Below are 25,144 nucleotides of genomic sequence, written 5' to 3'. Positions count from 1 at the left end.
GTCAGTCCTCCTCCTTGAGCAGGCGGAACTGGACGGCGACGATCGCCAGCATGATGAGCGTCAGGATGAGGATCGCCGTCGCGCCGAGGTTGGGCTGCGAGTAGGTGTAGGTCCGGCGGTAGGCGTCGAACATGAGCATCGTCGTCGACTGGTCCGGCCCGCCGTTGGTGAGCAGCTGCACGGGCACGAAGAGCACGAAGTTGGCCACCGTGTCCGCCACGAGCACGAAGAGCAGCGGCCGCTTCATCATCGGGACGGTCACCGACGTGAACGTGCGCCACCGACCCGCCCCGTCGAGGCTCGCGGCCTCGTAGAGCTCGCGGTTGACGTCGTTGAGACCGCCGATGAGGAAGAGCATCCAGTAGCCGATGCCGATCCAGGAGGCGACCAGGGCGATGCTCGCCAGGGCCTGCTGGGGTGACGTGAAGAAGGGCTGCGGCGCCAGCCCGAGCGCCGTGAGGACGCCGTTGACCGGGCCGTCCTGGCGCAGCGCCACCCCCCAGGCGACGGACGACCCGACGAGCGGGACGGTGCAGGGGACGAAGACGAAGACCCGCCACAGCCCGCGCCCGGGCAGCCGCTGCACGAGCAGCACCGAGATCGCCATGGCCAGCGCGATCTGCACGGGGTTGATGACGAGGTTGAAGGCGATGGTGCGCCACAGGGTGCCCAGGAAGAGCGGGTCGCTCAGCAGCTGCTGGTAGTTGGCGAACCCGGCGAAGCGCTGCTCGGCGAGCAGGCCGACGCCGACGCGCTCGAAGAGCGTCGACCACGCGGCCCCGGCGAAGGGCACGAGCCGCAGCAGCACGATGGCCGCGAGCGCGGGGCCGAGGAAGAGGACGGCCGTGCGGAGGTCCCGGCCCCGTCCGGGCCGCCGGCCGGGGCGCGACGACGGGGCAGCGGCCGGGCTGGCGCCCGACCGTCCCTGCGCCGCGGCGCGCCGCGTCCCCTCCTGGGCCTCCGCGCTCACGGGAGCCGCCCCGTCGTCGCCGTCCTCACTGGTACTGCGCCCAGGCCGTCTCGAGCTGGCTCTGCGCGCTCTCCAGGGCGGCGGCCGGGTCGCTGCCGTTGGCGATGTCGGAGAAGGCCCGTCCCATGATGTCCTCGAACTCCACGTAGCCCACCGTGGCGACGCGGCCCACGCCGGTGGTGGTGGACTCGAGCTCGACGACCTCGGCGGCCTGCTGGCCCGCCTCGCTGCCGGTGAAGGCGTCGCTCGTGAGGTAGGACTCGAGCCCGGCCGTGTTGGCGGGCAGCTCGGAGAAGGACCGGTTGGTGGCGTAGCCGCTCTCGCCGTCGACGGCCAGCCACTTCATGAAGATCGCGGCGGCCTCCTTGTTCTGCGAGAAGGGGTTCATCCCCACCGACCAGGAGCCGTTGGGCGTGACCGGCTCGCCGCCCTCCCACACGGGGTTGAGGGCGGCCCCCCAGTCGACGTCGGAGTCGGCGAGCTGGGGCACGAGCCAGTTGCCCTGGACCATGTACGCGGTACCGCCCTCGAGGAAGGTCGCGTCCGTCTGCTCGGCGGTGATGCCGCGCGGCGAGACGCCGTCCGCGTAGAGGGAGCCGTAGTAGGTCATGGCGTCGACCCAGCCCTCGTCGACCACGGCCGGGGTGAGGTTGCCCTCCCCCTCGGCACCGATGCCCCCGCCGGCCGAGACCGGCAGCGGCTCGAGCTGGTAGTAGCGGTTCGGCTGGCCGAAGAGGAGCCCGTACGTGGCGCCCGCCGCCTTGGCCGCCGCGGCGTCCTCCTTGAGCTGCTGCCAGGTGATGCGCTCGTCGGGGTCCGTCGACGGCGGGGTCAGGCCGGCCTGCTCGAGCAGCGTCTTGTTGTAGTAGAGGACCTGCGTGGAGTTGGCGATGGGCAGGCTCCAGAGCTTCCCGTCGTAGGAGCTGTTCTCCACGGTGGCCTCCTGGAGGCCGTCCGTCAGGTCGCCGAACTGGTCCGTCAGGTCCTCGAGGTAGCCGCGGGTGGCCAGCGCCGACACGCGCGGCTGGTCGACCCAGAAGACGTCCGGGTCACCGCTCTTCGACGTGATGCGCGAGTCGAGCACGCTGTTGAGGTCGTCGAAGGGGACCTGCTGGTAGGTGACGTCGACGCTCGGGTGCTCCTCCTCGAAGGCCGCCACGACGTCGTCCATGTCCTCTGCCACCGGGTCGAGGTGGCCGACCACGGTGATCGACGCCTCGGGGTCGCTCGAGGGGATCGTCCAGTCGCCGCCGGACCCTGCGGCGTCACCGCCGTCCCCGCCGCCGCAGCCGCTCAGCAGCAGCGCACCGGCCGCCAGCGCACCGATCGTCCGCATCGTCCTCGCGCTCATCGGATCTCACCCATCGTCGTCGTGAAGTAGTCGTTGAAGGCGGCGGCGTCCACGTCGACGGCGACGCGGGCGTTGACCTCGAGGTCCATCTCCTGGCCGTGCTTCCCGCGCTCGGGGTGGAAGTCGGCGAGCATCGCGCCGCGGAGCCGGTCCCCGAGCTCGACGGCCACGTACGCGTCGCGCCAGGTGAGCAGGTCGGGGCGGCTGAGGGCCGCGACGGCCAGCGGGTCGTGCATGGCGCACGAGTCGACGGCCTCGTCCCCGCCGCGCTCGGCGAGGTGGTCGATCCACGCCTGCGTGTACTGCCCGGCGAAGGCGGTGAAGGGCTGGTCGCTCGCCGCCATGGCCTCCGCCTGCGCCCGGTCGACGCGGACGCGCAGCGTCACGTCGAGGCCGACGAAGTCCGCGCGGACGCCGCTGGTGAGCACCGCGTGGGCGGCCTCCGGGTCGCACCAGATGTTGAACTCGCCGGGCATGCCGGCCTCGTTGGTGTGCTGGAGGAAGACCCCACCCATGATCACCAGGCGCTTGAGGCCGCCGGCGAAGCCCGGGTCGAGGCGCATCGCGAGCGCCACGTTGGTGAGCGGTCCGATCGCGACGAGCGTGAGCTCCCCCGGGTGGGCCCTGACGGCCTCGACGAGGGCCGTCGCCGCCGGCTCGGGGCGCGGCTCCCGCGGCGCCATCCCGGCGGGGAGGCTCCCCTGGCGGGCGCGCGGGCGCACCAGCGGGTCGCGCGCCCCTCGGTGCACGGGCACCTCCGGGCGCCCCAGCCGGTCGAGCAGCTCGAGCGTCAGGGTCGTCGCCGTGTCGACGTCGGTGTTGCCGCCGACCGTCGTCACGAGCTCGAGGTCGAGCTGCGGGTCGGCCAGGCACAGCGCGAGGGCGAAGCCGTCGTCGATGTCGCTGCCCGGCGCTCCCATGGCCAGGTCGGTGTCCAGGATCAGGCGTTCCACGGGCGGTCTCCTCAGCGGTGCGACGTCGGTGTCAGCGAGGGCGACGAGTGGTCTACTCGTGTAGACGGTGGTTCTACACGAGTAGACCGTGACGGCACAAGGTTGCCTTGACGGACGGTCCGGCTGGTCGCACGTGCGGGCTGCGGCGCCGGGCTCGGGCGGTGGACGACGGGCCGGAGGTGCGGCCGGCGCCCTGCAAGGCACCCCGTGGCACGGTCGAGAGCTCGTCGTCGACCGGCGGCTCCCGCTCCGCGTCGCGCGCGGAGTGCGGCGTCAGTCCGGCCGGTGACGCACCCAGGTGGACGAGCGGCGAGCGACGTCGTGGACGCGCGCGACCTCGTCGTCGGTCAGCCGCGGCGGCTGGGCGCCGAGCCACCGGGCCAGCCGCCGCCGACCGGTGACGACGACGTCGCCCGGCTGCGAGCGGATGATCAGGCCGCCGCGGGCGCCGACGACGGCGACGACCCCGGTCACGTCCACGGGTCCCGCGCCCGCCGCGGCCAGGAGCCGGCCCGCGCGTCGCGCCTCGTGCCGGCTGTTGCGGACGTACGGCACCCGCTGGCCGTCGACCATGACGGTGCTGCCGCCGACCCACACGCGGGCGCGGGGGTGGTGCTTGGTGTTGATGGTGAAGACCCCGCCCGGGCCGACGACGACGTGGTCGATGTCGCTGCCCCGCTCGCCGACGGGCACGGCGTGCAGGACCCGCCACCGGCCACCGAGGCGGGCCAGCTCAGCCGCGACGGCCTCCTCGCCGTCCGCGCCGATCCGCCACGCCCGCTCCTCGGTGTGGACGCCGAGCAGCCGGGCGAGGAGAGTCCGGACGGGCGCCGCGCGGCGCAGCTCGACGGCCTTCGCCCGCGCAGCCGCGCCGGGCCGGCGCGAGGTGAGGTCGGTCCACGGCAGCTCGACGGCAGCGGTCTCGCCCGCGGCAGACATGGGCTCAGCCGCGGCCTCCGGCGCGGCAGGCGCGCGGGGCGCCGGGACGGGCGCCACCTCCTCGAGTGCGCCGTCGGCCTGCTCGGGCGAGGCCCGCGGGCGCACCACGTCGGGATGAGCAGCCAGCGCGGCGTCGAAGGCGGCGCGCCCCGCGTCGTCGCCGCCGTCGGCGAGGACAGCGGTTCCGGTCCTGCAGTCCCAGTAGCCGAGCTGCTCGCCGTCCGGTCTCCGCACGTACAGGCGGTCGTGGCCGTACCGCTGCCAGCGCTGGACTTCGAGGTCGCTCATCGTCGAAGGCTCGATCACCCCGTGACGACCGGAGTGAGCCTCGAGGGTGGATCACCCGGATGCCGTCGGCCTCCCCCGCCGCACCCGTTGCGGCAGCGACTGACCCGCGCGGGCACGGCCGAGGTCGGTCTGCCACGGGTCGAGGGCCTCGACGAGCCGGTCCAGCGCCCCGAGCGCCCGGGCGACGCCGAGGACGGTCTCCAGGCTGACGCCGACCTCTCCGTGCTCGAGGCGTCGCACGGTGTCGCGGGAGATGCCCGCGCGCTCGGCGACCTGCTGCGCGGTGAGGTCCTGCAGCTTGCGCCACGCGGCGAGCTGGGCACCGATGTCCTGGCCGGCGCGGCGGACGCGGGCGGGTGTCGTCTTGACGGTCATGACGCTCCTCATGCCTGACGGATCAGTCATCATTGGCCTTGACGACCGTTGTGTCAGTCATGGGATCGGCGACTGACGTCGGGGACTCAGCAGGTCCGTCCTGACCGGCACCGAGCTGCACCAGACGACGACGCGGACCGGGCCCGAGCGGACCCTGACGATGACGTCGATCGTCCGCCCGTGGGCCTACGTCGGCCTGAGCGAGAAGTTCTTCGACCGCATGAGCAGCCATCGGCAGTCCAAGGAGGAGTGGCGCCGAGCGCTGCTGGTCCGATCCGGCGCGACCCCGTTCAGCAGCGACGACATCAAGTACCTGGAGGCGCGCGTCCACGCCGTCCTCACGGAGACGCAGGAGGTGACCCTCGCGCAGGCCGTCCCCAACGGCAACGCCTCCGCCCAGCCCCGCAACCCCGCCTTCCTCGACCAGTGCGCCGACGCCGTCGTCGCGGTCCTCCGGCTGACGGGCACGCTGATCTGAGAGGACGACGAGCCGGTCGGGCGTGACGTCCACCTGCGTCCGCACCGTGCGAGCGCGCCGCTGGGAGGGACACCGCGAGTCGTCCTCCACCGCTGCGGTGAAGGTCTCCGTCGAAGGCTTGTCGGATGCCATCTCACGAAAGCACACTGCAAGCATGGTGAACATCCTCGTCCGCGACGTGCCGGACGACGTCCACGCGGCCCTGCAGCGCACCGCCGCGCGGCGCCACCAATCGATGCAGCAGCTCCTCGTCGAGGAGCTGCGCGAGGTCGTACGGCGGCGGTCCGTCGCCGAGCTGCTGGACGAGGTCGAGCAGCAGCGGGGCGGTCGCGTCGGCCTGGCGGCCGCCGTCGCCGACCTCGATGACGACCGCACCGGGCGATGACCTCGACGATCACCGCGCGGTGATCGTCGTCGACGCGTCCGTCCTGGCCAACGCCCTCGCTGACGACGGCGAGGACGGCGCTCTCGCCCGGGCCGCCCTGCGATCTTCGGGCGGGCTGACGGCGCCTGACCTCGTCGACGTGGAGACCTCGTCGGTGCTCCGGAAGCGCTGGCTGCGCGGCGACCTCGACGACGACCGCATCGAGACCGCGATCGGCCACCTCGAGCGGCTGGACCTGGAGCGCGTCCCCACCTTGCGCCTGCTCCGGCGGGCCCTCGCCCTGCGACGGAACGTCACCGCGTACGACGGGTGCTACGTCGCACTGGCCGAGGTGCTGGGTTGCCGCCTCGTCACCGGGGACGCCCGGCTCGCCGCGGCCGCCGCGGGCGTGTGCGCGGTGCAGGCCCTCTCCACGACGACGACCCGCTGAGAACCCCGTTCCGCGCCAGCTCGCCCCTCACGCCAGCGTCGCGTTGTGCGCCCTCAGCACCTCCATGACGAGGGCGAGCCCGGCGACCGTCTCCAGCGACAGCGTGCTCTCCGGCACCACCTGCAGAGCGCCACGAGCACGAGGCGTGGCGGCGTCCGGGCCGTCGTCGAAGAGCACGTGCGCGAGCAGGTCCTCGTCGTGCCGGCACCGGTAGCGGAACCCAGCGACGTCGGGCAGCCAGAGGCGCAGGGCCCTCGCCCACGCCCGGGTCGTCAGGTACTCCCCCGCACTGCTCTTCGTCAGCTCCAACGGCGCGCCGACCTGGGTCAGCGCGGCGCCGTGCAGCACGAGGACAGGCAGGTCCCGCACCACCTCGACCGTGCTGATGCGACGACCGACGAGCCGTGACCGTGGGACGAGGCGCGCCGCACCCCCGACGGGCAGGTCGCGGCAGAGCGTCTCGGCCACCGCCGCCCGCCCGTCCTCGCCGAGGTAGGTGGACGCCCAGTCGCCGTCGAGGCTGTCGAAACGCCCGCCGCGCAGCCGTGACGGCTGCGGCGTCGGGTTGAAGGCGTCGGCCGGGTGGTCGCCGTGGACGCGCACCAGCCGCGTCCCGGCCTCGAGGGTCTCGACGACCGGCGTCCCGGCGGGCTGCCGGTCGGGGGGCAGCGCGAGGTTCACCGCCGCGCGGCGCCCTCGCGCGCGTCGGACGCCTCAGCCGCCGGTCTCTCACCGACGAGCACGAGCAGGTCGTCCTCGTCCGCACCATCGATGAGGTCCCGCGGCGCCCGGTCCCCCAGCCGCGGATGGGCGCTGACCCACCACGACGCGACGCCCCACGGGTCCTCGGCCGCTCCGAGCGCCTGGTTGACGACCTCGACGACCGGGTGGACGCGGCCCCGCACGGGGTCGACCTGGAAGGCGGGGAAGACGTAGGAGCGGGTCGAGCGGTCCAGCACACCCAGCAGCCGCCCGCTGCGACGGAGCCGGCTGGCCGCCTCGCGGGGGTTGCGCCCGCGGATGCCTAAGGCCTCTGCCACGGCGCTCGACGTCAGCATGTCGACGTCCAGGACCGCGCGCTGAGCCTCCGCCCGGATCGCGAGGTCGGCGAAGGCGTCACGGACGGAGTCGTGGACGGCGCGCGGCCCGCCGACGAGGCCCTCGAGCTGGGCGTCGACGCGCAGCGTCGCCTGCACGAGCGTGACGAGCGCCGCCGAACCACCGGCCGGTTGCTGGCGCACCACCGCCTCCTCTACGACGGAGAGCAGGTCGTCGGCGGGCAGCCCGGCCAGCTCCGCAGCCAGGCGCTCCAGCGGTGACGCACCGTCCGGCAGTACGTGCATCATGCCGACCCCCACCTCGACGAGACCTACACCTTCCAGCAGTGTAGGGATCGTCCAGCCTCAAGGCCAGTGTGCCCGCGGCCCCCTCCACCGGACGTGGACGTGCACGCGGCGCTCGCACGCGCCGCGTTCGGCCGACGGCGTGGCGCCGCAAGGGCGAGAACCCTGCGGCGCCGCGTCCGAGCAGCGCAGAGCTACAGGTAGAGCACCGCGGACGTCGCGATGCCGCCGACGGCGACGACCCACATGTACGGCAGCGTGCGCACCATGACCTGCTGCGGCTTGGTGCCCGCGTACTGCGAGGCCCACACGGTCTGCGTGCTCGTCGGGTCCGAGACGCCGAGCACCTGGTTGTAGGAGGCCATGAGCCCGAGCACCGCGAGCGGGGAGAACGTGCCGACCGCCGTCAGCGCCCCGGCGACGCCGGCGCCGAGCCCGAAGATGTTGAGGGGCCCGCGGAAGAGGCACAGCGGCACGAGCAGCGAGAAGACGAGCACGTAGAGCCACGGGTTCGTGGGCGCGACGGCCTCGACCACCGGCGTGAGGGCGTCAACCGCGGCCGGGAGGTTGACCGCGGCCAGCAGCATCCCGATGGCCACGAAGAGCGTGATCGGCGGGGCGGCGACGGTGAAGCCGTCGTAGAGGGTCCGCAGCAGCCGCGTCGCGAGGTCGCGGGGGCGCGTCGTCGTCAGAGCGGCGTAGAGGACGCCCGCGAGCAGCGACGGGATGATCGGCACGGTCAGTCCCAGCGCCAGGACGATGGGCACGAGCGGCGTCAGGAGCGAGTACCAGGGCGCGTCGCCGAGCCGCTCGCGCCGGCTCGGGGCGCTACCGCGGCCGGTCGAGGAGGTGAGCGACCAGGCGTGCACGGTCCCGCGCCGGCGCACCTCGACGAGGACGAAGCCGAGGGCGCCCACGAGGGCGAAGGGGAAGAGGAAGACCATGTAGGAGCGCACCTCGGCGATCGACAGGTCCAGCGCCGAGGAGAAGAACTGCCAGACGGGCAGCTCGAACGGCACGCCCACGCCGATGCCGACGAGGATCGTCCCGGCTGCGGTGACCTTGGGGACACCGACGGCCACCATCGCCGGGATGCCGATGACCCCGGCCAGCAGCGCCGCGGGGGCGGAGCCGGTGACGGTGCCGACGAGCGCGGAGACGACGAGGACGCCGAGGGCCACGACCACCGGCCGGTCACCGGCGAACTCCACCGTCTTGCGCACGAGGGTGCTGGCGATGGCCGTGTCCCGCATGAGCGAGCCGAGCCACGAGCCGATGAGGATGGCGATCATCGTGGAGGCGAGCCGGGTCGAGCCGTCCTGCAGGACGGTCTGCAGGACGCTGCCCTCCTCGCCCACGAGGGGGGCGCCGGCGACGAGCGCGATGCCCACGGAGAGCAGGACGAGGGCGAAGGCGGTCGGCACCTTGCCGCTGAGGATGAGGGCGACCCCGAGGGCCATGATGACGAGGATGGCGACGGCCACGGTCAGAACTCCTTGACGACGTCGGTGCGGGAGGGCGGCGCGAGCGCCGCCTCGAGGCAGGTCGTGGCCGCCGCGGTCACGAGGAGCGGCGAGCGACCGAGGCCGAGCGCCTGCTGGGCGAAGGCGTGGGCGGCGAGCTCCTCGGCGCCGGCGACGTGGGCCCAGCGGACCCACCGGCCCAGGCGCAGCGCGGGGACGCCGACGGCGCCCCGCAGCTCGGCCGCGTGGCGCTCGGCCACGAGGTGGTGCGCCCGCTCGTGCGCGACGGCGGCCGCGCGCACCGACCCGGTGGGGAACCAGGCGCGCCACCCGAGCAGCTCGACGAGGTCCTCGCACAGGGCGACCGCGTCGGTGAAGACCTCGACGACGCCCTCGCGGTGGAGGTAGCGGGCCACCACCGGGTCCGGACGGTCCAGGCCGTCGTCGCGCTCGACGACGCGGCCGGGTGCGCCCGCGCCCTGCGGGGCGGCGGCCATCCGCCGCCCGAAGGCCTGGGCGCGCTCGCTGACCTGCCGCAGGAGGTCCTCGCTGCGGCCGTCGTTCGTCGGGACACCGCGCAGGAGGTCCGCGCCGAGGGCGACGTCGCTGCGCCCGCCGAGCGCTCGCGCGCGGGCGAGCGCTCCCGCACCCGGGCGGCGGGCCCGGTCGAGGACGGCGGCCGGCGCGCTCACGAGCGCACCTCGAGGACGGCGACGAGGTCCTCGTCGCCCGCTCGGCCCTCGAGCTCGGTGCGGGCCAGGGAGACGAGCGAGCTCTCGTCGAGGACGCCGGAGAGGTCGGAGATGCGGGCCCCGACGAGCAGCTGCACCGCCGGGGCCCGGGAGCCGCCGTCGCCGTAGCTCGTCCGGGCGCTGATGACGCGCGGCAGCAGCTCGCCGGCGGCGCCGACGGTGGACTGCTCGACGTGGGCGTCGCGCGAGGCGAGGCGGACGACGCCGTCGCGGTCGAGCACGCGCACCGGCCGGCGCGGCCGCCCGAGCAGGCGACGGGTGGACGGGCCGCCGTAGACCACGTGGTGCGGCGTCTCCGCGAGGACGCTGACCTCCCCCGCCGCGACGTCGAGGCTTCGCGCCGCCAGCCCGTCGAGCTCGGAGCGGTCGAGGCGGGCGGAGCGGTCCTGCGTCCGCAGCTCCGTGGCGCCCGTCGCGACGGCCCGCACGGTGCTCGACTGCGGGTCGACGGTGACGTCGACCTCGACGCCCTCGGGGGCGGCCCCCTGGGCGATGACGGCCTGCTCGGCCTCGTGGCGGACGCCGAGCACCTGCTGGTCGGTGGCGCCGGGGATGACGCGCTCGACCTGCTCGCGGATGAGCGCGAGGGCGACCCCGATGGGGCTGATGACCTCGCTGTGCGCGGCGATGCCCCACTCACGACCGCTCTCGCGGCCGACGAACGGCGTGACGGCGGCGGCGCCGCCGCCCCCGCCGACCAGGCGGACGTGCTCGTCCTCGAGGCCGTAGTCGCGCACGAGCGCGTCGACGACCTCGCGGACGGGGGCGGCCGCGGCCCGGAGCACCCGGGTGGCGGCCTCCCCGACCTGGAGGCCGAGCGCGGCGGCGAGCGGCTCGAGGGCGAGCCTCGCCGCCCGCGGGTCCGAGGCGGCGTAGGCGTCCTCGGGGACGAGCCCCAGCGCGTTGGCCGCGCACGTGAGGGTCACGGCGTAGCGCGCGCCGTCGACCGCCTCGAGCACCACGTGGTCCGCCGGGTCACCGGGCTTGGGCGCGACCGCGGCGACGCGGGCGCCCTCGAGGGCCTCGGGGGCCGCGAAGCACGCGTAGGGCAGGCCGGCGATGTGGGCGCTGCGCGGGCCGACGGCGACGACGTCACCGCCCTGCCCGAGGCGCGCCCGCACCATCGACCCGCCGCCGACACCGACGGTGCGCACGTCGAGGGCCGTGAGGAAGGTGGACGAGCCGCCGAAGCGCGTGTACTGGACGGCGACCTTGCCCCGCCGGACCACCGAGACGTCGGTCGACGTGCCCCCGGTCTCGAGGAAGACGCCGTCGCTGAGCCGCTCCTGCATGAGCGCCCCCGCGACACCCGCAGCCGGGCCGGACAGGACGGTCAGCAGGGGCCGGCGGCGCATCTCGTCCAGCGACATGACCCCGCCGTCGCAGCGCATGACCATGAGCGGGGCGGTGATGCCGGCCGCGTCGATGCTGGCCTGCACGAGCTCGGCCGTCGCGAACATCCGCGGGAGGATCACCGCGTTGAGGACGGCCGTGCGGGTGCGCTTGCTCAGGCCGTACAGCGAGGAGATGTCGTGCGTCGCCGTCACGAGGAAGCCGCGGCTGCGGGCCCGTCCGGCGACGGCGCTCTCCCCCGCGCTGTCGTCGACGCTGAAGGGCTCGGTGACGACGAGCGAGGCGATGCCGCGGCTCTCGAGGTCGTCGAGCACCGCGTCGACGGCGGCCGTGTCGTCCGCGCGGCGCAGGTGCCGGAACTCCAGCGGCAGCCGCGACCCCTCGGTCAGCTCGAGCTTGGCGAGGCTCGCCAGGCGCTTGACGAAGAAGGACGACGGCCCGGAGCCGATCCCGATGAGCCCGACCGGGGCGACGTCCCCCTCGAGCAGCGCGTTGGTGGCCTGCGTCGTGCCGTGGGCGAGGAAGACGACGTCCTCGGGCCGGTGACCGGTGTGCCGCAGCAGCTCGTGGAGCCCGGTGACGATGCCGTGGGCGACGCCGTCGGGGTGGTCGTGGCTCGTCGGGGTCTTCGTCTCACCGACCAGCTGCAAGGTCGTGGCGTCGACGGCGACGGCGTCGGTGAAGGTGCCGCCGACGTCGATGCCGACCCTGATCGGTGACCGGGCGGGGTGGTCCTGCTCCTGTGGTGCCACGTCGTCGTGACCTCTCTCCTGGGTGTGCACGGGACTGTCGTCAGCAGGGCCGCCGTCGGGCGGCCGTCGGAGGGCGTCGTCAGTAGGAGGCGACGACCGGCCAGTGGCGCTGCACGCCCTGGCGGTCGAGCTCGCGCGCCAGGTCCGCGAAGTGCTCCGGGTCGGCGTGCAGGTCGCGCGGCGCCCGCCCGGTGGCGAGGGCGTGCACGGCCATCGCGCCGGCGACCTCGCCGACGTTCCACTCCACGGGGTGGAGCCGGAAGCAGCCGTTGCTGATGTGCGTCGTGCCGAGCGTCTTGCCCGCCGGCAGCAGGTTGGTGACGCGCACCGGCAGCAGCGCCCCGACGGGGATCTCGAAGGGGACGCTCGGGATGTCGACGTAGTTGTCGCCGCCGGTGGAGGGGTGGAGGTCGAGGCGGTAGCTGCCCACGCCGACCGAGTCCTCCCGCCGGGTCGGGCTGCTGCCGGCGAGCTCGGCGGAGACGTCGTGCTCGGTCACCGTGGTGAGCGCGCGGATGCGCCGGGACTCGCGGACGTACGCCGCCTTGGCCAGGCCGTCGTCGGAGCCCGTGACGTCGCCGCGCAGGCGCAGGCCCGGGAAGCCGGTGCCGCCGTCGGGGCGCGGCGCCTCCGTCTGCAGCCAGTGCAGCAGCGACAGGGACAGCTGCCGCGCCTCGTGGAGCGCCTGCTCGGCCTCCAGCGGGTCGTCGCTGACGAGGGGCTTGAGCCAGTAGTCGTTGAGCGGCCAGTTCACGAGGCAGATGTCGGAGTCGAACGCGCCGTCGACGAAGAGGCGCCGGGCGAGGATGCGGCGGAAGCCCCACAGCTCCTTGTCGCCGGCGTCGGCGCTCTGGTCGGCCGTCACCGCGAGGGGGTCCGTGTCGGGGTTCGGCTCCAGCGTGCGGCCGTGGGCCTCGAGCGTGCGCGGGTCGGGCGCCGAGAAGCCGAGCAGCGGACCGGGCCAGAAGTCGGGGCGGTAGGAGCGCCAGAAGTCGTACATCTCCGGGCGGGGGACGGTGTGGTCCTCGCCCTCGTGGTGGGAGACGGCGAAGCAGAAGGTGATGCCCTGCTGGTTGCGCGGCTGCGCCTCCTCCGGGGCGTGCGGCTCGTCGTGCTCGGAGCGCGCCTCGGCGCCGGTGACGTGCTCGACGCCGCCGAGGGCGAGGAGCTCGCCGGTCTCGGTCGCGTCCAGCACGTAGGGAGCGGTGACCTCGACCTCGCGGCCCTCGCGCCCGCGCACCGTGACCGAGCGCACCGCGTCGCCGTCCACGGCCACGGCCGTGGGGCGGTGCTCGGTGAGCACCACCAGGCGCCCGGCGCTGCGGAACGGCGCGAGCATCTCCTCGATGACCGCGACGGCGACGCGCGGCTCGTGGCACAGCTTGCTGACCCGCCCGGCGCCCGGGTTGAGGTCCGCGAGCGCCGCCGCCTCGGGGCGCAGCGGGTAGGTGCGCCGGTAGTGGTCGCGGATGCCCTCGCGCAGCGCGCGGTAGCTCGCCGTCGCGCCGAAGTGCTCGATCCAGGGATGCTCGTCCGGGGGCACCGCCTGGGACGTGAGCTGCCCCCCGAGCCAGTCGGTCTCCTCGGTGAGCACCACGGAGCGCCCGGAGCGGCAGACGGCCAGGGCGGCGGCCACCCCTCCGAGGCCGCCGCCGATGACGGCGACGTCGGTGGTGAGGGTCTGGTGCGGGGACGGCATGGGTCTCCTCGACGTGGGTGGGGAGGCGGGGCCGGGTGGGGCCGCGCCGGGTCGTGCTGCGGGTGGGTCGGTGGTCAGGCGGGGGGCGGCGGACCGGTGGTCTCGCCGACGAGCAGGCTCGGGACGAGCAGCTCCTGGACGGGGCCGGTGCGCCGCCCGGTGACGAGGTCGACGAGGAGCGCCGCGGCGTCCTCGCCCATCTGCTGCCGGGGCAGCGCGAAGCCCGTCACGCGCGGCGCCGTCTCGACGCCGCCGGACTCGCCGAGCACGGCGAGAGACATCTCCTGCGGGACGGCGACGTCGGCATCGTCAGCGGCGGCGAGGAGCGCGGCCAGCAGGTCGTTGGCGTCGTTCTCCTCGGTGACCACGGCGGTGACGCCCGACGCGCGCCAGGACTGCAGGGCGCGGGCGTCGATGCTCGAGGCGTAGGCGCGCTGCACCTGCCCGCGGAGGCCGGCCGCGGCGACGGCCCGCCAGAAGCCCTCCTCGCGGTCCGCCGAGGCGACGGCGTCGTCGGTGCCGCGCACGTAGAGCAGCGCCGTGTGGCCCAGCCCGGCGAGGTGGTCGACGACCTGCGCGGCGCCGGCCACGTAGTCGGCGCCGACGTAGGACAGGCGCCCGCCGAGCTCGGTCCGCCGGCCGACGTAGACGACGGGGTACCCCGCGTCGAGCAGCTGCTGCAGCTGCTCCTCGGGCACGTGGCGGCCGAGGAACAGGCAGCCGTCGGCGAGCCGCACCTTCTGCACGGCCTCGCCGCCGCGGGAGGACGACGTCCCGGTGAAGAGGAGCAGGTCGTAGCCCAGCCGCGCCGCCGACCGCTCGATGCCGACGAGGAAGGGGTAGTAGGAGTCACGGACCTCGACGGGGAAAGCGTCCGTGAACGTGTAGACGCCGAGCAGGTCGGTGCTCTGCGCCGCGAGCCGCCGGGCCACCGGGTCGGGCACGTAGCCCAGGGTCCGGGCGGCCAGCGCCACCCGCTCGAGCGTCGAGGCCGAGAGCGAGGCCCGCGCCGGGCTCGTGCCGAGCGCCGTCGAGACCGTGGCCTGCGAGACGCCCGCGAGCGCCGCGACGTCGGCCTGGCGGGGACGACGACGGATGACGTCCGTCACGGTCACCACCTCCTCCGTCGGCCGCGGCGTCGGCACCGGCCGGGGCGGCTGATGCGCATCGAGGTGGTGACCATGTCCAGCGGCATGGCGCCGGGTCAACGGTCTGATGCGTATCAGTGGCGCTCCTAACCGGACCATCACTCAGCGTTGCTGATACGCATCAGACTCACCGGCCCCCAGGACCATCGGAGCCAGCGACCACGTCAGCACCGCCGTAGCACGCGCGCGCTACAGTCGTGGCATGCGCTCCATCAGCCAGCGTGAGCTGCGCAACTCCAGCGGTCAGGTGCTGCGCGACCTGGCGGCGGGCGAGGAGCTCATGGTCACGAGCAACGGCGAGCCGATCGGCGTCCTGCGCATGGACCCACCCCCCACGGAGCGCCGGCGCGTCGTCAGCCCGGAGCAGTACGCCGCCGTCATGGGCGACGTCCCGACGTTGACGCCGGACCAGCAGCGGGCCTGGCTCGAGGACTCCCGGACGGACGACGAGGGCTGCGACCCCTGGACGCCGGCGTGACGGACCTGCTCGACACCAGCGTCCTCATCGGCGACGACCCCGTCCGCAACGCTTCCGCCGTCTCGGTCATCAGCCTCGTCGAGCTGGCCTCGGGCATCAACCGCCCCGGCCTCAGCCCTGCCGAGACGCGGGTGCGCCGCGCGCGCTGGACGGCGATCGAGTCGATGTTCGCGCCGATCCCCGTCGACCGCCCCGTCCTCTTGGCGTACCTCCAGGTCGACCAGGCCGTCCGCTCCGTCGGCCGCGACCCGCGGCCGCGCCGCACGGACCTCCTCATCGCCGCCACCGCCCTGGCCCACGACCTCCGCCTGCTGACCCGCAACCCCGCCGACTTCCTCGGGCTGGAGCACCTGGTCGAGGTCGTCACTCCCTGAGAGGTCCGCGGCGCTCGCCCGAGGCGCTCGGAAGTCGCGGCGCAGCGACGGCGATGACGGCGGACTTCGGGGGCCATACGGCGGCGCGTCGCCCCACGAAGTCCGCGCTCGCGCCCCCGCGCCAGCCGTCTGCCAACGTTGACAGGCCCGCCGCGTACTCGACGCCCTCACCCCCTTCCCCCGGGGACGACGACGAGGTCACGACCCAGGAGGAGCACTGCCATGACGGGCGCCGACGCCGTCACGAGGTCCGACGCCGAGATCTGCACGACCGCCGGCATGGACCCGAGCACCCACCACGGCGCCGTCGCCCCGCCGATCTACCAGACGAGCCTGTTCGCGCAGCCGTCGATGGCGGTCTTCGCCGAGCATCAGGCCTCCGAGCACGAGCACCTTCGTTGACAGCCGCGGCGCCAACCCCACCGTCGCCGTCCTCGCCGGCGCCCTGGCCGAGCTCGAGCGCGGCGAGGCCGCCCAGTGCTTCGGCTCCGGCATGGGCGCCATCAGCGCGGTGTGGTCGACGCTGCTGCGCGCCGGCGACCACGTGCTCCTGCTCAACGACGTCTACGGCCCCACGCTGCAGCTGGCCCGGCACCTCGAGCGCCTCAGCGTCGAGCACACCGTCGTCCGCTCGCCGGGCGAGGACTGGGAGCAGCACCTGCGCCCGAGCACGCGGCTCATCCACCTCGAGAGCCCGGGCACCTATCGGATGAAGGTCCTCGACCTGCGGGCGATCGCCGACGTCGCCCGCGCCCGCGGCATCACCACGGTCATCGACGGCACGTGGGCGACGCCGCTGTTCCAGAAGCCGCTCGAGCACGGCATCGACGTCGTCGTGCACTCCCTCACCAAGTACGTCGGCGGCCACAGCGACGTCCTCGGCGGCGCCGTCATCGGCTCGGCGGCGTTCGTCCGCGACCTCTTCTACGCCGGCTTCCAGCTGCAGGGCTCGGTGATGTCGGCCCTGGAGGCCTCCCTCGTCCTCCGCGGCCTGCGGACCCTGCCGGTGCGGATGGCCGAGCACCAGCGCAACGCGATCCGCGTCGTCGAGTACCTCCAGACCTGCCCCGAGGTCGCGGCCGTCCACCACCCCCACGCCGACCTGCCCGCCGACCACCGCCTGCGCCGCGAGCAGCTCACCGGCGTCACCGGCCTGATCGGCCTCGACCTCGCCGAGGCCACCCCGCAGGCCGTCGCGCGGTTCGTCGACGCCCTGCGCCTGTTCCGCATCGGCCCCAGTTGGGGCGGCTACGAGAGCCTCGTCACCTCCCCGAGCAAGCCCGGCGGCAAGGCCGCGATGGCCGCCCAGGTCTTCTCCCCCGGCATGGTCCGCCTGTCGGTCGGGCTCGAGGGCGCCGACGCCCAGATCGCCGACCTCGCCCAGGCCCTCGACTGCCTCGCCCGCTGACCCCCACTCCCCCTCAGTAGGAGCCCTCATGGCGCATGACCCTCGACACCACCCACGACCGCGGCGACGAGCCGCCCGGCCCGAGGAGGCGCAAGTACACCTCGTCCCGGCCGCTACAGCGGCTCGCATGCTGGAGGGACGTCTGGCCCTGGAGAGCACTCCCCCGGGCGTTGCGGAGGCGTCTTCGCGCGCAAGCCACCGCCGGCGGCGGCGGCGGCAAGCGACGACTCACCGCCGCAACTGGGGGAGCGCGAGCCCCGCACGAAGGCTCTGAGCAACTAGACCCCCGCGCTCGCCCCCCAGGCCGCCCGCGGGCTCGCCTGCCTGACGACCACTACGCGAACCCGTCGCATGGGGCACTGACCGTGAAGTAGACGCAGTACGACCGCAGGCCGCGATATGACCGTCAGCCGCTGCGACGACAGCGCGTCGTCGTGACCCAGTGCCGACGTGTGTCTACTGTCTGCCATCAAGGAGCATTGGGCGCTAGTCGCAACGGGCACTGCTAGTTCACCGCTGGGGCGTGGACGCCTATGTCGACACTCCACGCGCACCACGACGGTGATGCGACCAAGATGACGGGGGGCTTCATGAGCAAACCGCTGCTCGTGTGCCGCAAGAGCGACGACGAGATCAAGCCGAAACTCAAGGTATTCTGTGTCGGCTATGAGCAAGGCCGATGGCGTGCGCAAGAATTAGTAAGAGACGCCTTCCGTCGCCATCTCACCTCCTTCGCGCTAAGCTACTCAGAGTGGCAAAAGGTTGACGGCGACAGTGCCGCTGCAGCGCTCGCTCGATCGGCCAAGATGGTCTATGACACTGACAAGTACGAGCGACGAGGCGAATTTGGGGAACTTATCCTCCACGGCATACTTCGAGACTTCTACGGGGCCGAACCTGCCGTAAGCAAAATCTTCTTCCTCGACTCCCCTAACGAGACAGCGAAAGGGTTCGACGCCGTCCATGTCGTAGTCGATGACACAGGCGAACTCGACGTTTGGCTGGGGGAAGCGAAGCTCTATACCGACATGAAGTCGGCGATCAACGCGGTAGTGCGCAGCATCCAAGACCACATCAGCAACGAGTTCCTGCGCCGAGAATTCATCGCGGTCTCCAATAAGTTCGACGATGGATGGCCGCACAGTGCTGCACTGACTGAACTGCTGGACGAGAACACGTCACTCGATGTGATCCTGGACCGAATAGTTATGCCGGTCCTGCTTACCTTCCAGTCTGATGTAATTGCACGACATAACAAGGTCTCTGACGCCTACATCGAAGATCTGCTACAGGAGGCGCAGGAAGCTTGGGAGATCTTCAAGGATGGCTTGCCTGCTGACTTCCCCGTGGTCATCGCCTTCATTGTGCTTCCGCTGAAGGAGACGAAGGCGGTGCGGGACCTCGCCCACAACACGCTGATGACCTACCAGACACTGTAGCGGAGAAACATGACTCAGCCGGTGGATGCTTCAGGTCTCCGAGAGATAAGGACGCTCGCTCGTTATACGCGAGAGCCGAGTCGTCACGAGGAAGGACGACAGCGGCTCATCCGCTTCCTAGATTTGTACGCAGGCATGTCGGCGATCGATTCAGTGGTCGACTCGCTCTGCATTCACTTCGGGCTTTATCCGTATTTGAGTCTGCAGCGACCGGGGCTGTCAGCGGCCGAGGCCCTGGCCGTGGAGTTTCACCGCCCGGACGTCAATCTCCAGGACAGAGATTTCCTTTTCCACTCGGAGCAATCATCTGTCTTCTATCGACTCATGGACGGCAGAAGCGTCATCCTGTCTGCGCCGACATCCTTCGGCAAGTCTGTCATCTTGGACGCCCTCGTGGCTTCCGAGAAGTGGCGAAACATTGTTGTCATCGTGCCGACCATCGCACTCATTGATGAGGTGCGGCGTCGTCTTGTCAGGTTCTCGGAACGCTATAACGTCATAACGCATCCCAGTCAGGCGGCGGAGGATCGGAATATCTACGTTCTCACTCAGGAACGCTTTCTAGAATTACCGACCATGCCTGAAGTCGACCTCTTCATGATTGACGAGTTCTACAAACTCAACGCTCGTGACTCCAACGACCAACGAATGAGTCTTCTCAACATCGCGTGGAGTCGCCTGCGGGCTACCGGGGCACAGTATTATCTAACTGGGCCGAACGTGAGCAGCCTAGCGGCCTCCTTAGATTCCGACCTGCGTGGCAGTCTGATGGTGTCGAACTACCAGACCGTGGCGGTGGACGTGGAAGACCGTTCATACGTGTCGGACAATGACCGCCTCGAAGATATGGCCGACTACTGGTCTGGTCTGACGGGTTCCACGCTGGTCTTCGTCTCTGCGCCTTCTCGAGCCGAGCGGGTGGCTGTCGATGTTTCCCGCTTCGACGCTGTCCCACCCCCGGGTGCCTTCACCACCGACGTTGCAGCTTGGTTGGCCCTCAACTACCACCCCTCTTGGCGGGTTGTGGCGGCCCTCCAGAGAGGCGTAGGCACCCATACCGGGCCTATGCCTCGAAGCCTGCAACGAATCATGATTCGACTCTTTGGAACTGGGCAAATTCAAGACTTGGTGTGTACCACCACGTTGATCGAAGGTGTCAACACCTCAGCCAAAAATGTCGTCATATATGATAGGCTATTGATCGTCAACCGATCGACTATTTCACCTTCAGTAACGTCAGGGGGCGAGCCGGTCGGATGGCGAGCCACTTTGTGGGCAACGTCATCACGTACATGGCGCCGCCCGCGGCCGTAGAGACTGAGGTCGACATACCCATCGACTCGCAATCGGAGGCGGCCCCCCTTTCGTCAATCGTCCAGCTTGCTGAGCGTGACCTCAATAGTGTCTCCAGGGAACGCCTTCAAGCCGTGATGGGGCAACCTGACTTATCCATAGAGACCATAAGGGCGAATCGAGGATTCGACCCAGAGTTGCAAATTGAGGCTGCCCGGCAATTGAAGTCACAGCGAGCACTGAGGAGAAACTTCGCCTGGTCTGGTTACCCCACCGCTAACGAGGGTCGGGCGGTACTCGAGTTCGCCTTCGTGCAGTTGATGAGCCCGCGACAGCGCCGCGGCATGAATGTCAATCGTCTATTGGGCACCCTCGGTGCAGTCCGTGACGCGCAAGGTGACTTCAGAGAATTGGTCGCCCGTCAGAACATGTATCGGTTTCCGAGCGAGGACCTCAGTGACGTGGTCGCTTCCGTTCTTGCGTTCCAGCGCAATTGGATGGGTTTCACAATTCCGTCACTGCTGCGCGCATCTCAACGCATCTACAACGAGGTGGCTACCTCGCTGGGCGAAGCACGGGGCAACTACGAGTTCTACTTGTCGCGAGTGGAGAATCTATTCCTCGCCCCAAACCTCCTAGAACTCGACGAGTACGGTCTGCCGTTGCCCCTGGCCCTACGCTTTTCCCAACTAGGCATGGTCGAAGAAGGGGACATATCGCAAGTGCTCGAGAGTTTCATAGCACTGGCCCAGCAGCCGCGGACCCGTTCGGCCCTGTCGGAGGTGGAGCTTTGGATTGTCGATGATGTGCTAGCAGGCCTCGGTGTTGTGTCCAGGCCGAACTAATACTTAAGCTGACCCGGCGCAACTCGTATCGCTCACGGATGCGCAGGCGGGTGGCACGTCGGCATGGACATGCAGAAACCGTTTTGGCCGTGGCGCCCCCTCCGGGGTTCACGAACAATCACGCTGTGGCCGGGGGCTAGTTGCCTCCGGCCCTAAGCGACGATCGGGCGATTCGCTAGGTCACGTTCGGGCGCCCAAGACAACGCCGCGCAGATGTTCCAGGCGCCCTTGCAGGCCTCGATCGACCCTCGAACGTGCCGGGTCGGTCAAGGTAAACCGAAGCGTCGGCGGCCCTCTCGGCCAGCCTCCGGTCCAGGGTACTTAGCTCGACATGGGCGGCCGGGACGCTAGAACTGATGGCCCTATGCCGCCCCATCGGCATACTCGCGCCCTTAGAACCTTCGGTGCGAGTACCGGTACAAGAGCAAGGAAGGGACCAAGCCCAGCAGCGTTCCGACGGCGACACCAACCTGCGCGGCGACGACAAGCAAGGGCGGCTCGGGCGGCACTATGACCGCCCCTAAGCCCAAGATCGAGACGACGCCGATCGCCAACACTCCGCACGGGGCGAGCACGGGCAGCAAGCCCACCCACTTCTCACGCTCGTCGACGTACCTGCGCGCCGCCAATCGTTGACGGGTTAGGCGCCGCGCCATCACGGCCACCCAAGGAGTGACGAGGCTGACCATAAAGATGCCCAGAAAGCAGAGAGCAACGAGGCTTCCTCCGCTCGGCAAAATGCCCGGGGGCTCTGGCATCGGTGGCAGGCCCACTGCCATAAGGTGCCTCACCTGCAGAAGCGGGTCCATCAACGTCTCCTCTAAAGTCGGACACTTCGGGAGCGAACCATGCCAGAGACCACCGACAGGCGGGTGACGGTGCGACTGCAGCTTGGAGGTCGGGGCGACGGTTATGCGCCAACGAAGTGGCCGCCAAGCGGTCCGCACCCCTCCGCGACAGGCCCCCACCTGCCCGGTGGGAAGCCGTGGAGGTGGGGCGCCTCGCCTGGGTACGGGCATCAGGCGGCGTTCCGGCAGGGCAGCATGATGGCGTCGGCGACTGCGGCGGCGGACACGGCATCAGAGCAGGCCCGAGACGTCTCCGGCCGTTCCACCGGCGCCGGGGTCGACGCCACCGGAGAGCATGTTTCTCGCGTCGCCGCCTGAGCTTCGAGCGTAAGCGTCATCGCTGCACTTGCTGCCCGCGGGGGCGTGGCCGGGCGCGTCATCCCCTAGGCAGAAGCTCGCAGGCGTCGTCGGCGGCGTCTAGACCGGAGGAGTCGCTTCGTCACGGTCAGACTCCGCCTGCACCGTCCGGTGGGTGTCACAGTCGGCGCAGCGTCTCGCACTGGGTTCAGTGAGGATTGGGGCTTGTGCGGCCGTCACGGGCCTCAACGGACGACGAGCCTCACCGCTGGTTCGGCGACGGCTGCGAGCACCACGATCGGCACTGCCCCCCACACCGCAGCTCCCGCCGCCCAGGCCCGCGGCTCGGGGTACTCGCCGTCCGCCTGCCCACCCCGCAGCACCGTCGCGAGCCACCCGACGTAGTAGAAGAGACTCGCCACGGTGTTGACCACTAGTACCACCGCCAACCACCCGGCCCCGCCGTCCCACGCCGCGGTCGCGACGAGCAGCTTGCCCACGAACACCGACGTCGGCGGCGTCCCCAGCAGCCCGAGCAGACTCACCAGCAGGGCCCCCGCCAACCACGGGTGCGCCCGCGCCAGCCCGCGGTAGTCCTCCAGCGACTCCCGCCCCGGCAACGCCGCCACCACCGCGAACGCCGTCAGGTTCGTCACCGCGTACGCCGCCAGGTAGAACAACAGCGCCGGCTCAGCCAGGTCCGTGCGCCCCACCACGGCCACCGGCAGCAGCAAGTACCCGACCTGGCTGACCGTCGACCACCCCAGCAGCCGCCGCACCGCCGTCTGCCCCAGCGCCGCCAGGTTCCCCAGCGTCATGCTCGCCACCGCCAGAACCGCCACGACGAGCTGCACGTCCACTGCCGCCGGCATCGCCTCCACCAGCCGGAAGACCGCCACCAGCGCGCCGACCTTCGGCACCGTCGTCAGGAGCGCCGCCGCCGTCACCGACGCGCCCTGCGCGGCGTCCGGCACCCAGAAGTGCCCGGGCACGCCCCCGGCCTTGAACATCAGCCCGACCAGTACCGCCACCGCGCCCGCCGCGACCGCCCCGGCCGGCGCCCCTGCCAGCGCGACGGTCAGGCCCGTGTACCCGGCCTCGCCCCCGCCGACGCCGAGCAGCACCGTCACCCCCGCCATGAGCACGATGCCGAGCAGCGCCCCCAGCAGGTACGTCTTCATCGCGCCCTCGGCGGCCGGGCCCGTCCGCGCCTGCCCCACCAGCGCGTACAGCGGGATGCTCCCCAGCAGGAACGCCACCACCAGCACCAGCAGGTCCGCCGCCCCGCCGAGCACCACGGCGCCCGTCGCCGACAGCAGCAGCAGCGCGTACGTCTCGCTCTCCTGCCGGTGCCCCGCCACCTCCTCGACGCCCAGCCCGATCACCAGCAGCGTCGAGGCCGCCACGACCAGGCGCACCACGCCCGTCGCCGTGTCGACGTCGTACGTCCCCGAGAACACCGGCCCCGCCGGCGACACCAGGCCGACACCCGCCGCGACCGCCGAGGCCACCAGCGCCGCCACGGCCACCAGCCGCACCCGCCACTGCTGCTCGCGCGGGGTGAACGACCCGCCGACCAGCGCCACCAGCGCCCCCACGAGCAGCAGCACCTCGGGCAGGACGGCGACGACGTCCGCGCCCATGCTCATCGAGCCGCTCATGTCCACGGCCGGTCAGCGCCCCACCAGCGCGACGACCGTCTGCGCCGCCGGCTCGATGACCTCCAGCAGCGGCCGCGGCAGCACCCCGATCAGCGTCGCGAGCACGAGCAGCGGCGCGACGGCGACGAGCTCGGACGCGCGCACGTCGCCGACCGACGCCGTCAGCTCGCCGGGCTCGCCGGTCAGCAGCCGCTGCAGCGCCCGCAGGAAGAGGGCCGCCGTCAGCAGAATCCCGACGAGCGCGACCGCCGTCCACGGCACCGTCGCGATGGACCCCGCGAAGACCTGCACCTCCGCGACGAACCCCGAGAAGCCCGGCAGCCCCAGCGAGGCGAACGCCGCGACGGCGAACATCGCCGAGTACCGCGGCGCCCGGCCGGCGAGCCCGCCGAAGCGACTCATCTCGTAGGTGCCGGCGCGGCGCTGCAGCACCCCGGCGAGGAGGAACAACGCGCCGGTGATGAGGCCGTGGCTGACCATCTGCGTCACGGCGCCCGTCACCGCGAGCGCCCGCGCCTCCTCGGCGCTGCCCCCGACGACGCCCGCGGCGCCGACCGCCACGACGACGTAGCCCATGTGGTTCACCGACGTGTAGGCGACCATCCGCTTGAGGTCGGTCTGCGCCAGCGCGACGAGCGCGCCCCACACCACCGACACGACGCCGACGGCGATCACCACCCACGCGAAGGACCGCCACGCGTCGGGGAGCATCGGCATCGCGACCCGCACGAACCCGTACGTGCCCATCTTCAGCAGCACCCCGGCGAGCACCGCCGACCCGACGGCGGGCGCGTCGGTGTGCGCGGGCGGCAGCCAGGTGTGGAACGGGACGGTCGGCGTCTTCACCGCCAGGCCCACGAGCACCGCCGCGAGCACGAGCCCGCCGGTGACGCCGGTGCCCACGAGCGGCGGGTCGGCCGCGAGCTCGACCATGTCGAAGGAGCCCGACGCGACGTACAGGCCGATGAAGCCCAGCAGCAGCGCCAGCGACCCGAGGAACGTGTAGAGGAAGAAGTGCAGCGCGGACTTCTGCGCCTTGCCGTGCCCCCAGCCGGCGATGGCGAAGTACATGCCGACGATCGACAGGTCGAAGAAGAGGAAGAAGACGATGAGGTCGGCCGCCGCGAACAGGCCCAGGCATGTCGTCTGCAGGAAGCAGAAGAGCGCCGCCTGGGTGCGCGGGCGGGTGCTCTCCCGCAGCGCGTAGACGGCGCACGCCGCGAACACCACGGCCGTCAGCGCCATGAGCGGCAGCGACAGCCCGTCGAGGCCCACGTGGTAGCTCGCCCCGAGGCCGGGGATCCACTGCACCTGCTCGTCGAAGGCCAGCGAGCCGGGCTCGGGGGTCTCGTACCGCGCCCACAGGGCGCCGACGAGCAGCACCTCGACGAGCGCGACACCGACCCACGCCCAACGGGCCGCGGCGTCGGGCAGGCCCCGCGCCACGGCGAGCACCACCGCGGCCACGAGGGGCAGGAAGACGACGAGAGAGAGCACGCTCACCTCAGGGAGACGTAGAGGACGAGACCGACCGCCGCGGCGCCGAGCACCACGACGAGCTGGGCGTAGTAGTCGTGCAGCTGCCCCGTCTGCGCGCTGCGCACTAGCCCCCCGAGGCGCTTGGTGCCGGCGGCGACGCCGTGGACGGCGCGGTCGACGCCGTCGTCGGCACGGGCGGTGAGGCCGGCGGCCCCGTCGGTGCGACGGGCGAGGGCGCGGACGCCGGCGTCGAGGCGGTCGTCGGCGGAGCCCGCGGCACCGGCGGTGCCGACGACGCCGCGGCTCAGGGCGGTGGGGACGCGGCCGAGGGCGTCGTCCGCGC

The 25,144-nt window shown here is 71.8% G+C and carries 24 protein-coding genes and 1 pseudogene; 10 read left to right on the top strand and 15 right to left on the bottom strand.

Features of this window, described 5'->3' with window-relative positions; genetic code table 11:
* Position 1 precedes the first annotated feature (1 nt).
* The 5 genes from HLB09_RS19615 to HLB09_RS00320 all read right to left on the bottom strand — a co-directional run bounded on the left by HLB09_RS19615 (position 2) and on the right by HLB09_RS00320 (position 4,876).
* Complete coding sequence (locus HLB09_RS19615; protein ID WP_171201420.1) at positions 2-970, bottom strand: carbohydrate ABC transporter permease; 969 nt, start codon at positions 968-970, stop codon at positions 2-4.
* Between the two features lie 25 nt (positions 971-995).
* Positions 996-2,321: an ABC transporter substrate-binding protein gene (locus tag HLB09_RS00335; protein WP_171201419.1), complete on the bottom strand. Its 1,326-nt coding sequence runs from the start codon at positions 2,319-2,321 to the stop codon at positions 996-998.
* On the bottom strand, positions 2,318-3,274 hold the full coding sequence (locus HLB09_RS00330; RefSeq protein WP_171201418.1) for a nucleoside hydrolase: 957 nt from the start codon (positions 3,272-3,274) through the stop codon (positions 2,318-2,320). The genes HLB09_RS00335 and HLB09_RS00330 overlap by 4 nt, the downstream gene beginning before the upstream one ends.
* Before the next feature lie 273 nt (positions 3,275-3,547).
* A complete protein-coding gene (locus HLB09_RS00325) occupies positions 3,548-4,501 on the bottom strand; it encodes a nuclease-related domain-containing protein (protein ID WP_212755634.1) in 954 nt (317 codons plus the stop codon).
* Between the two features lie 51 nt (positions 4,502-4,552).
* Positions 4,553-4,876 (bottom strand): helix-turn-helix domain-containing protein, encoded by a 324-nt coding sequence (locus HLB09_RS00320; protein WP_171201417.1) that lies wholly within the window; start codon positions 4,874-4,876, stop codon positions 4,553-4,555.
* 160 nt (positions 4,877-5,036) lie between these two features.
* Between HLB09_RS00320 and HLB09_RS00315 the strand changes: the two genes are divergently transcribed.
* The 3 genes from HLB09_RS00315 (at position 5,037) to HLB09_RS00305 (ending at position 6,169) form a co-directional block, all read left to right on the top strand.
* Positions 5,037-5,354, top strand: a complete 318-nt coding sequence (locus HLB09_RS00315) for a GIY-YIG nuclease family protein (RefSeq protein WP_171201416.1) — start codon at positions 5,037-5,039, stop codon at positions 5,352-5,354.
* Positions 5,355-5,508: 154 nt separating this feature from the next.
* Positions 5,509-5,739 (top strand): FitA-like ribbon-helix-helix domain-containing protein, encoded by a 231-nt coding sequence (locus tag HLB09_RS00310; RefSeq protein WP_171201415.1) that lies wholly within the window; start codon positions 5,509-5,511, stop codon positions 5,737-5,739.
* Between the two features lie 19 nt (positions 5,740-5,758).
* Positions 5,759-6,169, top strand: a complete 411-nt coding sequence (locus tag HLB09_RS00305) for a type II toxin-antitoxin system VapC family toxin (protein ID WP_171201414.1) — start codon at positions 5,759-5,761, stop codon at positions 6,167-6,169.
* A gap of 27 nt (positions 6,170-6,196) precedes the next feature.
* On the opposite strand, the gene HLB09_RS00300 is transcribed toward HLB09_RS00305, so the two are convergent.
* From HLB09_RS00300 to HLB09_RS00270, 7 genes are all read right to left on the bottom strand, one after another.
* A complete protein-coding gene (locus HLB09_RS00300; protein ID WP_171201413.1) occupies positions 6,197-6,850 on the bottom strand; it encodes an RES family NAD+ phosphorylase in 654 nt (217 codons plus the stop codon).
* Complete coding sequence (locus tag HLB09_RS00295) at positions 6,847-7,515, bottom strand: hypothetical protein (RefSeq protein WP_171201412.1); 669 nt, start codon at positions 7,513-7,515, stop codon at positions 6,847-6,849. Before HLB09_RS00295 ends, HLB09_RS00300 begins: the two co-directional genes overlap by 4 nt.
* A gap of 191 nt (positions 7,516-7,706) precedes the next feature.
* Positions 7,707-8,996 (bottom strand): transporter, encoded by a 1,290-nt coding sequence (locus HLB09_RS00290; protein WP_171201411.1) that lies wholly within the window; start codon positions 8,994-8,996, stop codon positions 7,707-7,709.
* A 2-nt stretch (positions 8,997-8,998) separates the two neighbouring features.
* Complete coding sequence (locus HLB09_RS00285) at positions 8,999-9,667, bottom strand: hypothetical protein (protein WP_212755632.1); 669 nt, start codon at positions 9,665-9,667, stop codon at positions 8,999-9,001.
* On the bottom strand, positions 9,664-11,832 hold the full coding sequence (locus tag HLB09_RS00280; protein ID WP_212755630.1) for a hydantoinase/oxoprolinase family protein: 2,169 nt from the start codon (positions 11,830-11,832) through the stop codon (positions 9,664-9,666). The genes HLB09_RS00285 and HLB09_RS00280 overlap by 4 nt, the downstream gene beginning before the upstream one ends.
* A 79-nt stretch (positions 11,833-11,911) precedes the next feature.
* Positions 11,912-13,531, bottom strand: coding sequence for an FAD-dependent oxidoreductase (locus HLB09_RS00275; protein WP_171201410.1), 1,620 nt, complete (start codon positions 13,529-13,531; stop codon positions 11,912-11,914).
* Positions 13,532-13,605: 74 nt separating this feature from the next.
* Positions 13,606-14,640, bottom strand: coding sequence for a LacI family DNA-binding transcriptional regulator (locus tag HLB09_RS00270; RefSeq protein ID WP_212755628.1), 1,035 nt, complete (start codon positions 14,638-14,640; stop codon positions 13,606-13,608).
* Between the two features lie 241 nt (positions 14,641-14,881).
* Between HLB09_RS00270 and HLB09_RS00265 the strand changes: the two genes are divergently transcribed.
* The 7 genes from HLB09_RS00265 (at position 14,882) to HLB09_RS00240 (ending at position 20,516) form a co-directional block, all read left to right on the top strand.
* Positions 14,882-15,157 (top strand): type II toxin-antitoxin system Phd/YefM family antitoxin, encoded by a 276-nt coding sequence (locus tag HLB09_RS00265; protein WP_171201409.1) that lies wholly within the window; start codon positions 14,882-14,884, stop codon positions 15,155-15,157.
* Positions 15,154-15,531, top strand: a complete 378-nt coding sequence (locus HLB09_RS00260) for a PIN domain-containing protein (RefSeq protein ID WP_171201408.1) — start codon at positions 15,154-15,156, stop codon at positions 15,529-15,531. Before HLB09_RS00265 ends, HLB09_RS00260 begins: the two co-directional genes overlap by 4 nt.
* A 222-nt stretch (positions 15,532-15,753) precedes the next feature.
* Entirely contained in the window at positions 15,754-15,933 is a 180-nt protein-coding gene (locus HLB09_RS17615; RefSeq protein WP_212755626.1) for a hypothetical protein, read from the top strand.
* Positions 15,902-16,939 carry a trans-sulfuration enzyme family protein gene (locus HLB09_RS00255; protein WP_322789964.1) on the top strand — a complete coding sequence of 346 codons (1,038 nt, stop codon included), beginning with the start codon at positions 15,902-15,904 and terminating at the stop codon, positions 16,937-16,939. Before HLB09_RS17615 ends, HLB09_RS00255 begins: the two co-directional genes overlap by 32 nt.
* 590 nt (positions 16,940-17,529) lie before the next feature.
* Positions 17,530-18,378: a HamA C-terminal domain-containing protein gene (locus HLB09_RS00250; protein ID WP_171201407.1), complete on the top strand. Its 849-nt coding sequence runs from the start codon at positions 17,530-17,532 to the stop codon at positions 18,376-18,378.
* A 153-nt stretch (positions 18,379-18,531) separates the two neighbouring features.
* Entirely contained in the window at positions 18,532-19,692 is a 1,161-nt protein-coding gene (locus HLB09_RS00245; protein ID WP_171201406.1) for a DEAD/DEAH box helicase, read from the top strand.
* Positions 19,650-20,516 carry a hypothetical protein gene (locus tag HLB09_RS00240; RefSeq protein WP_171201405.1) on the top strand — a complete coding sequence of 289 codons (867 nt, stop codon included), beginning with the start codon at positions 19,650-19,652 and terminating at the stop codon, positions 20,514-20,516. The genes HLB09_RS00245 and HLB09_RS00240 overlap by 43 nt, the downstream gene beginning before the upstream one ends.
* A gap of 1,390 nt (positions 20,517-21,906) precedes the next feature.
* Here HLB09_RS00240 and HLB09_RS00235 read toward each other — a convergent pair.
* The 3 genes and pseudogenes from HLB09_RS00235 to HLB09_RS18010 all read right to left on the bottom strand — a co-directional run.
* A complete protein-coding gene (locus HLB09_RS00235; RefSeq protein WP_212755624.1) occupies positions 21,907-23,310 on the bottom strand; it encodes an NADH-quinone oxidoreductase subunit N in 1,404 nt (467 codons plus the stop codon).
* A gap of 24 nt (positions 23,311-23,334) precedes the next feature.
* The gene (locus tag HLB09_RS00230; protein ID WP_171201439.1) at positions 23,335-24,819 is read right to left on the bottom strand and encodes an NADH-quinone oxidoreductase subunit M; all 1,485 of its coding nucleotides are present in this window, start codon (positions 24,817-24,819) and stop codon (positions 23,335-23,337) included.
* Between the two features lie 2 nt (positions 24,820-24,821).
* A pseudogene (locus HLB09_RS18010) lies at positions 24,822-25,144 on the bottom strand (NADH-quinone oxidoreductase subunit L); the annotation flags it as partial.

This window comes from Pseudokineococcus marinus, from assembly GCF_013004605.1.
Classification (GTDB): Bacteria; Actinomycetota; Actinomycetes; order Actinomycetales; family Quadrisphaeraceae; genus Pseudokineococcus; species Pseudokineococcus marinus.
This window is presented reverse-complemented; position numbering and strand designations above follow the sequence as displayed.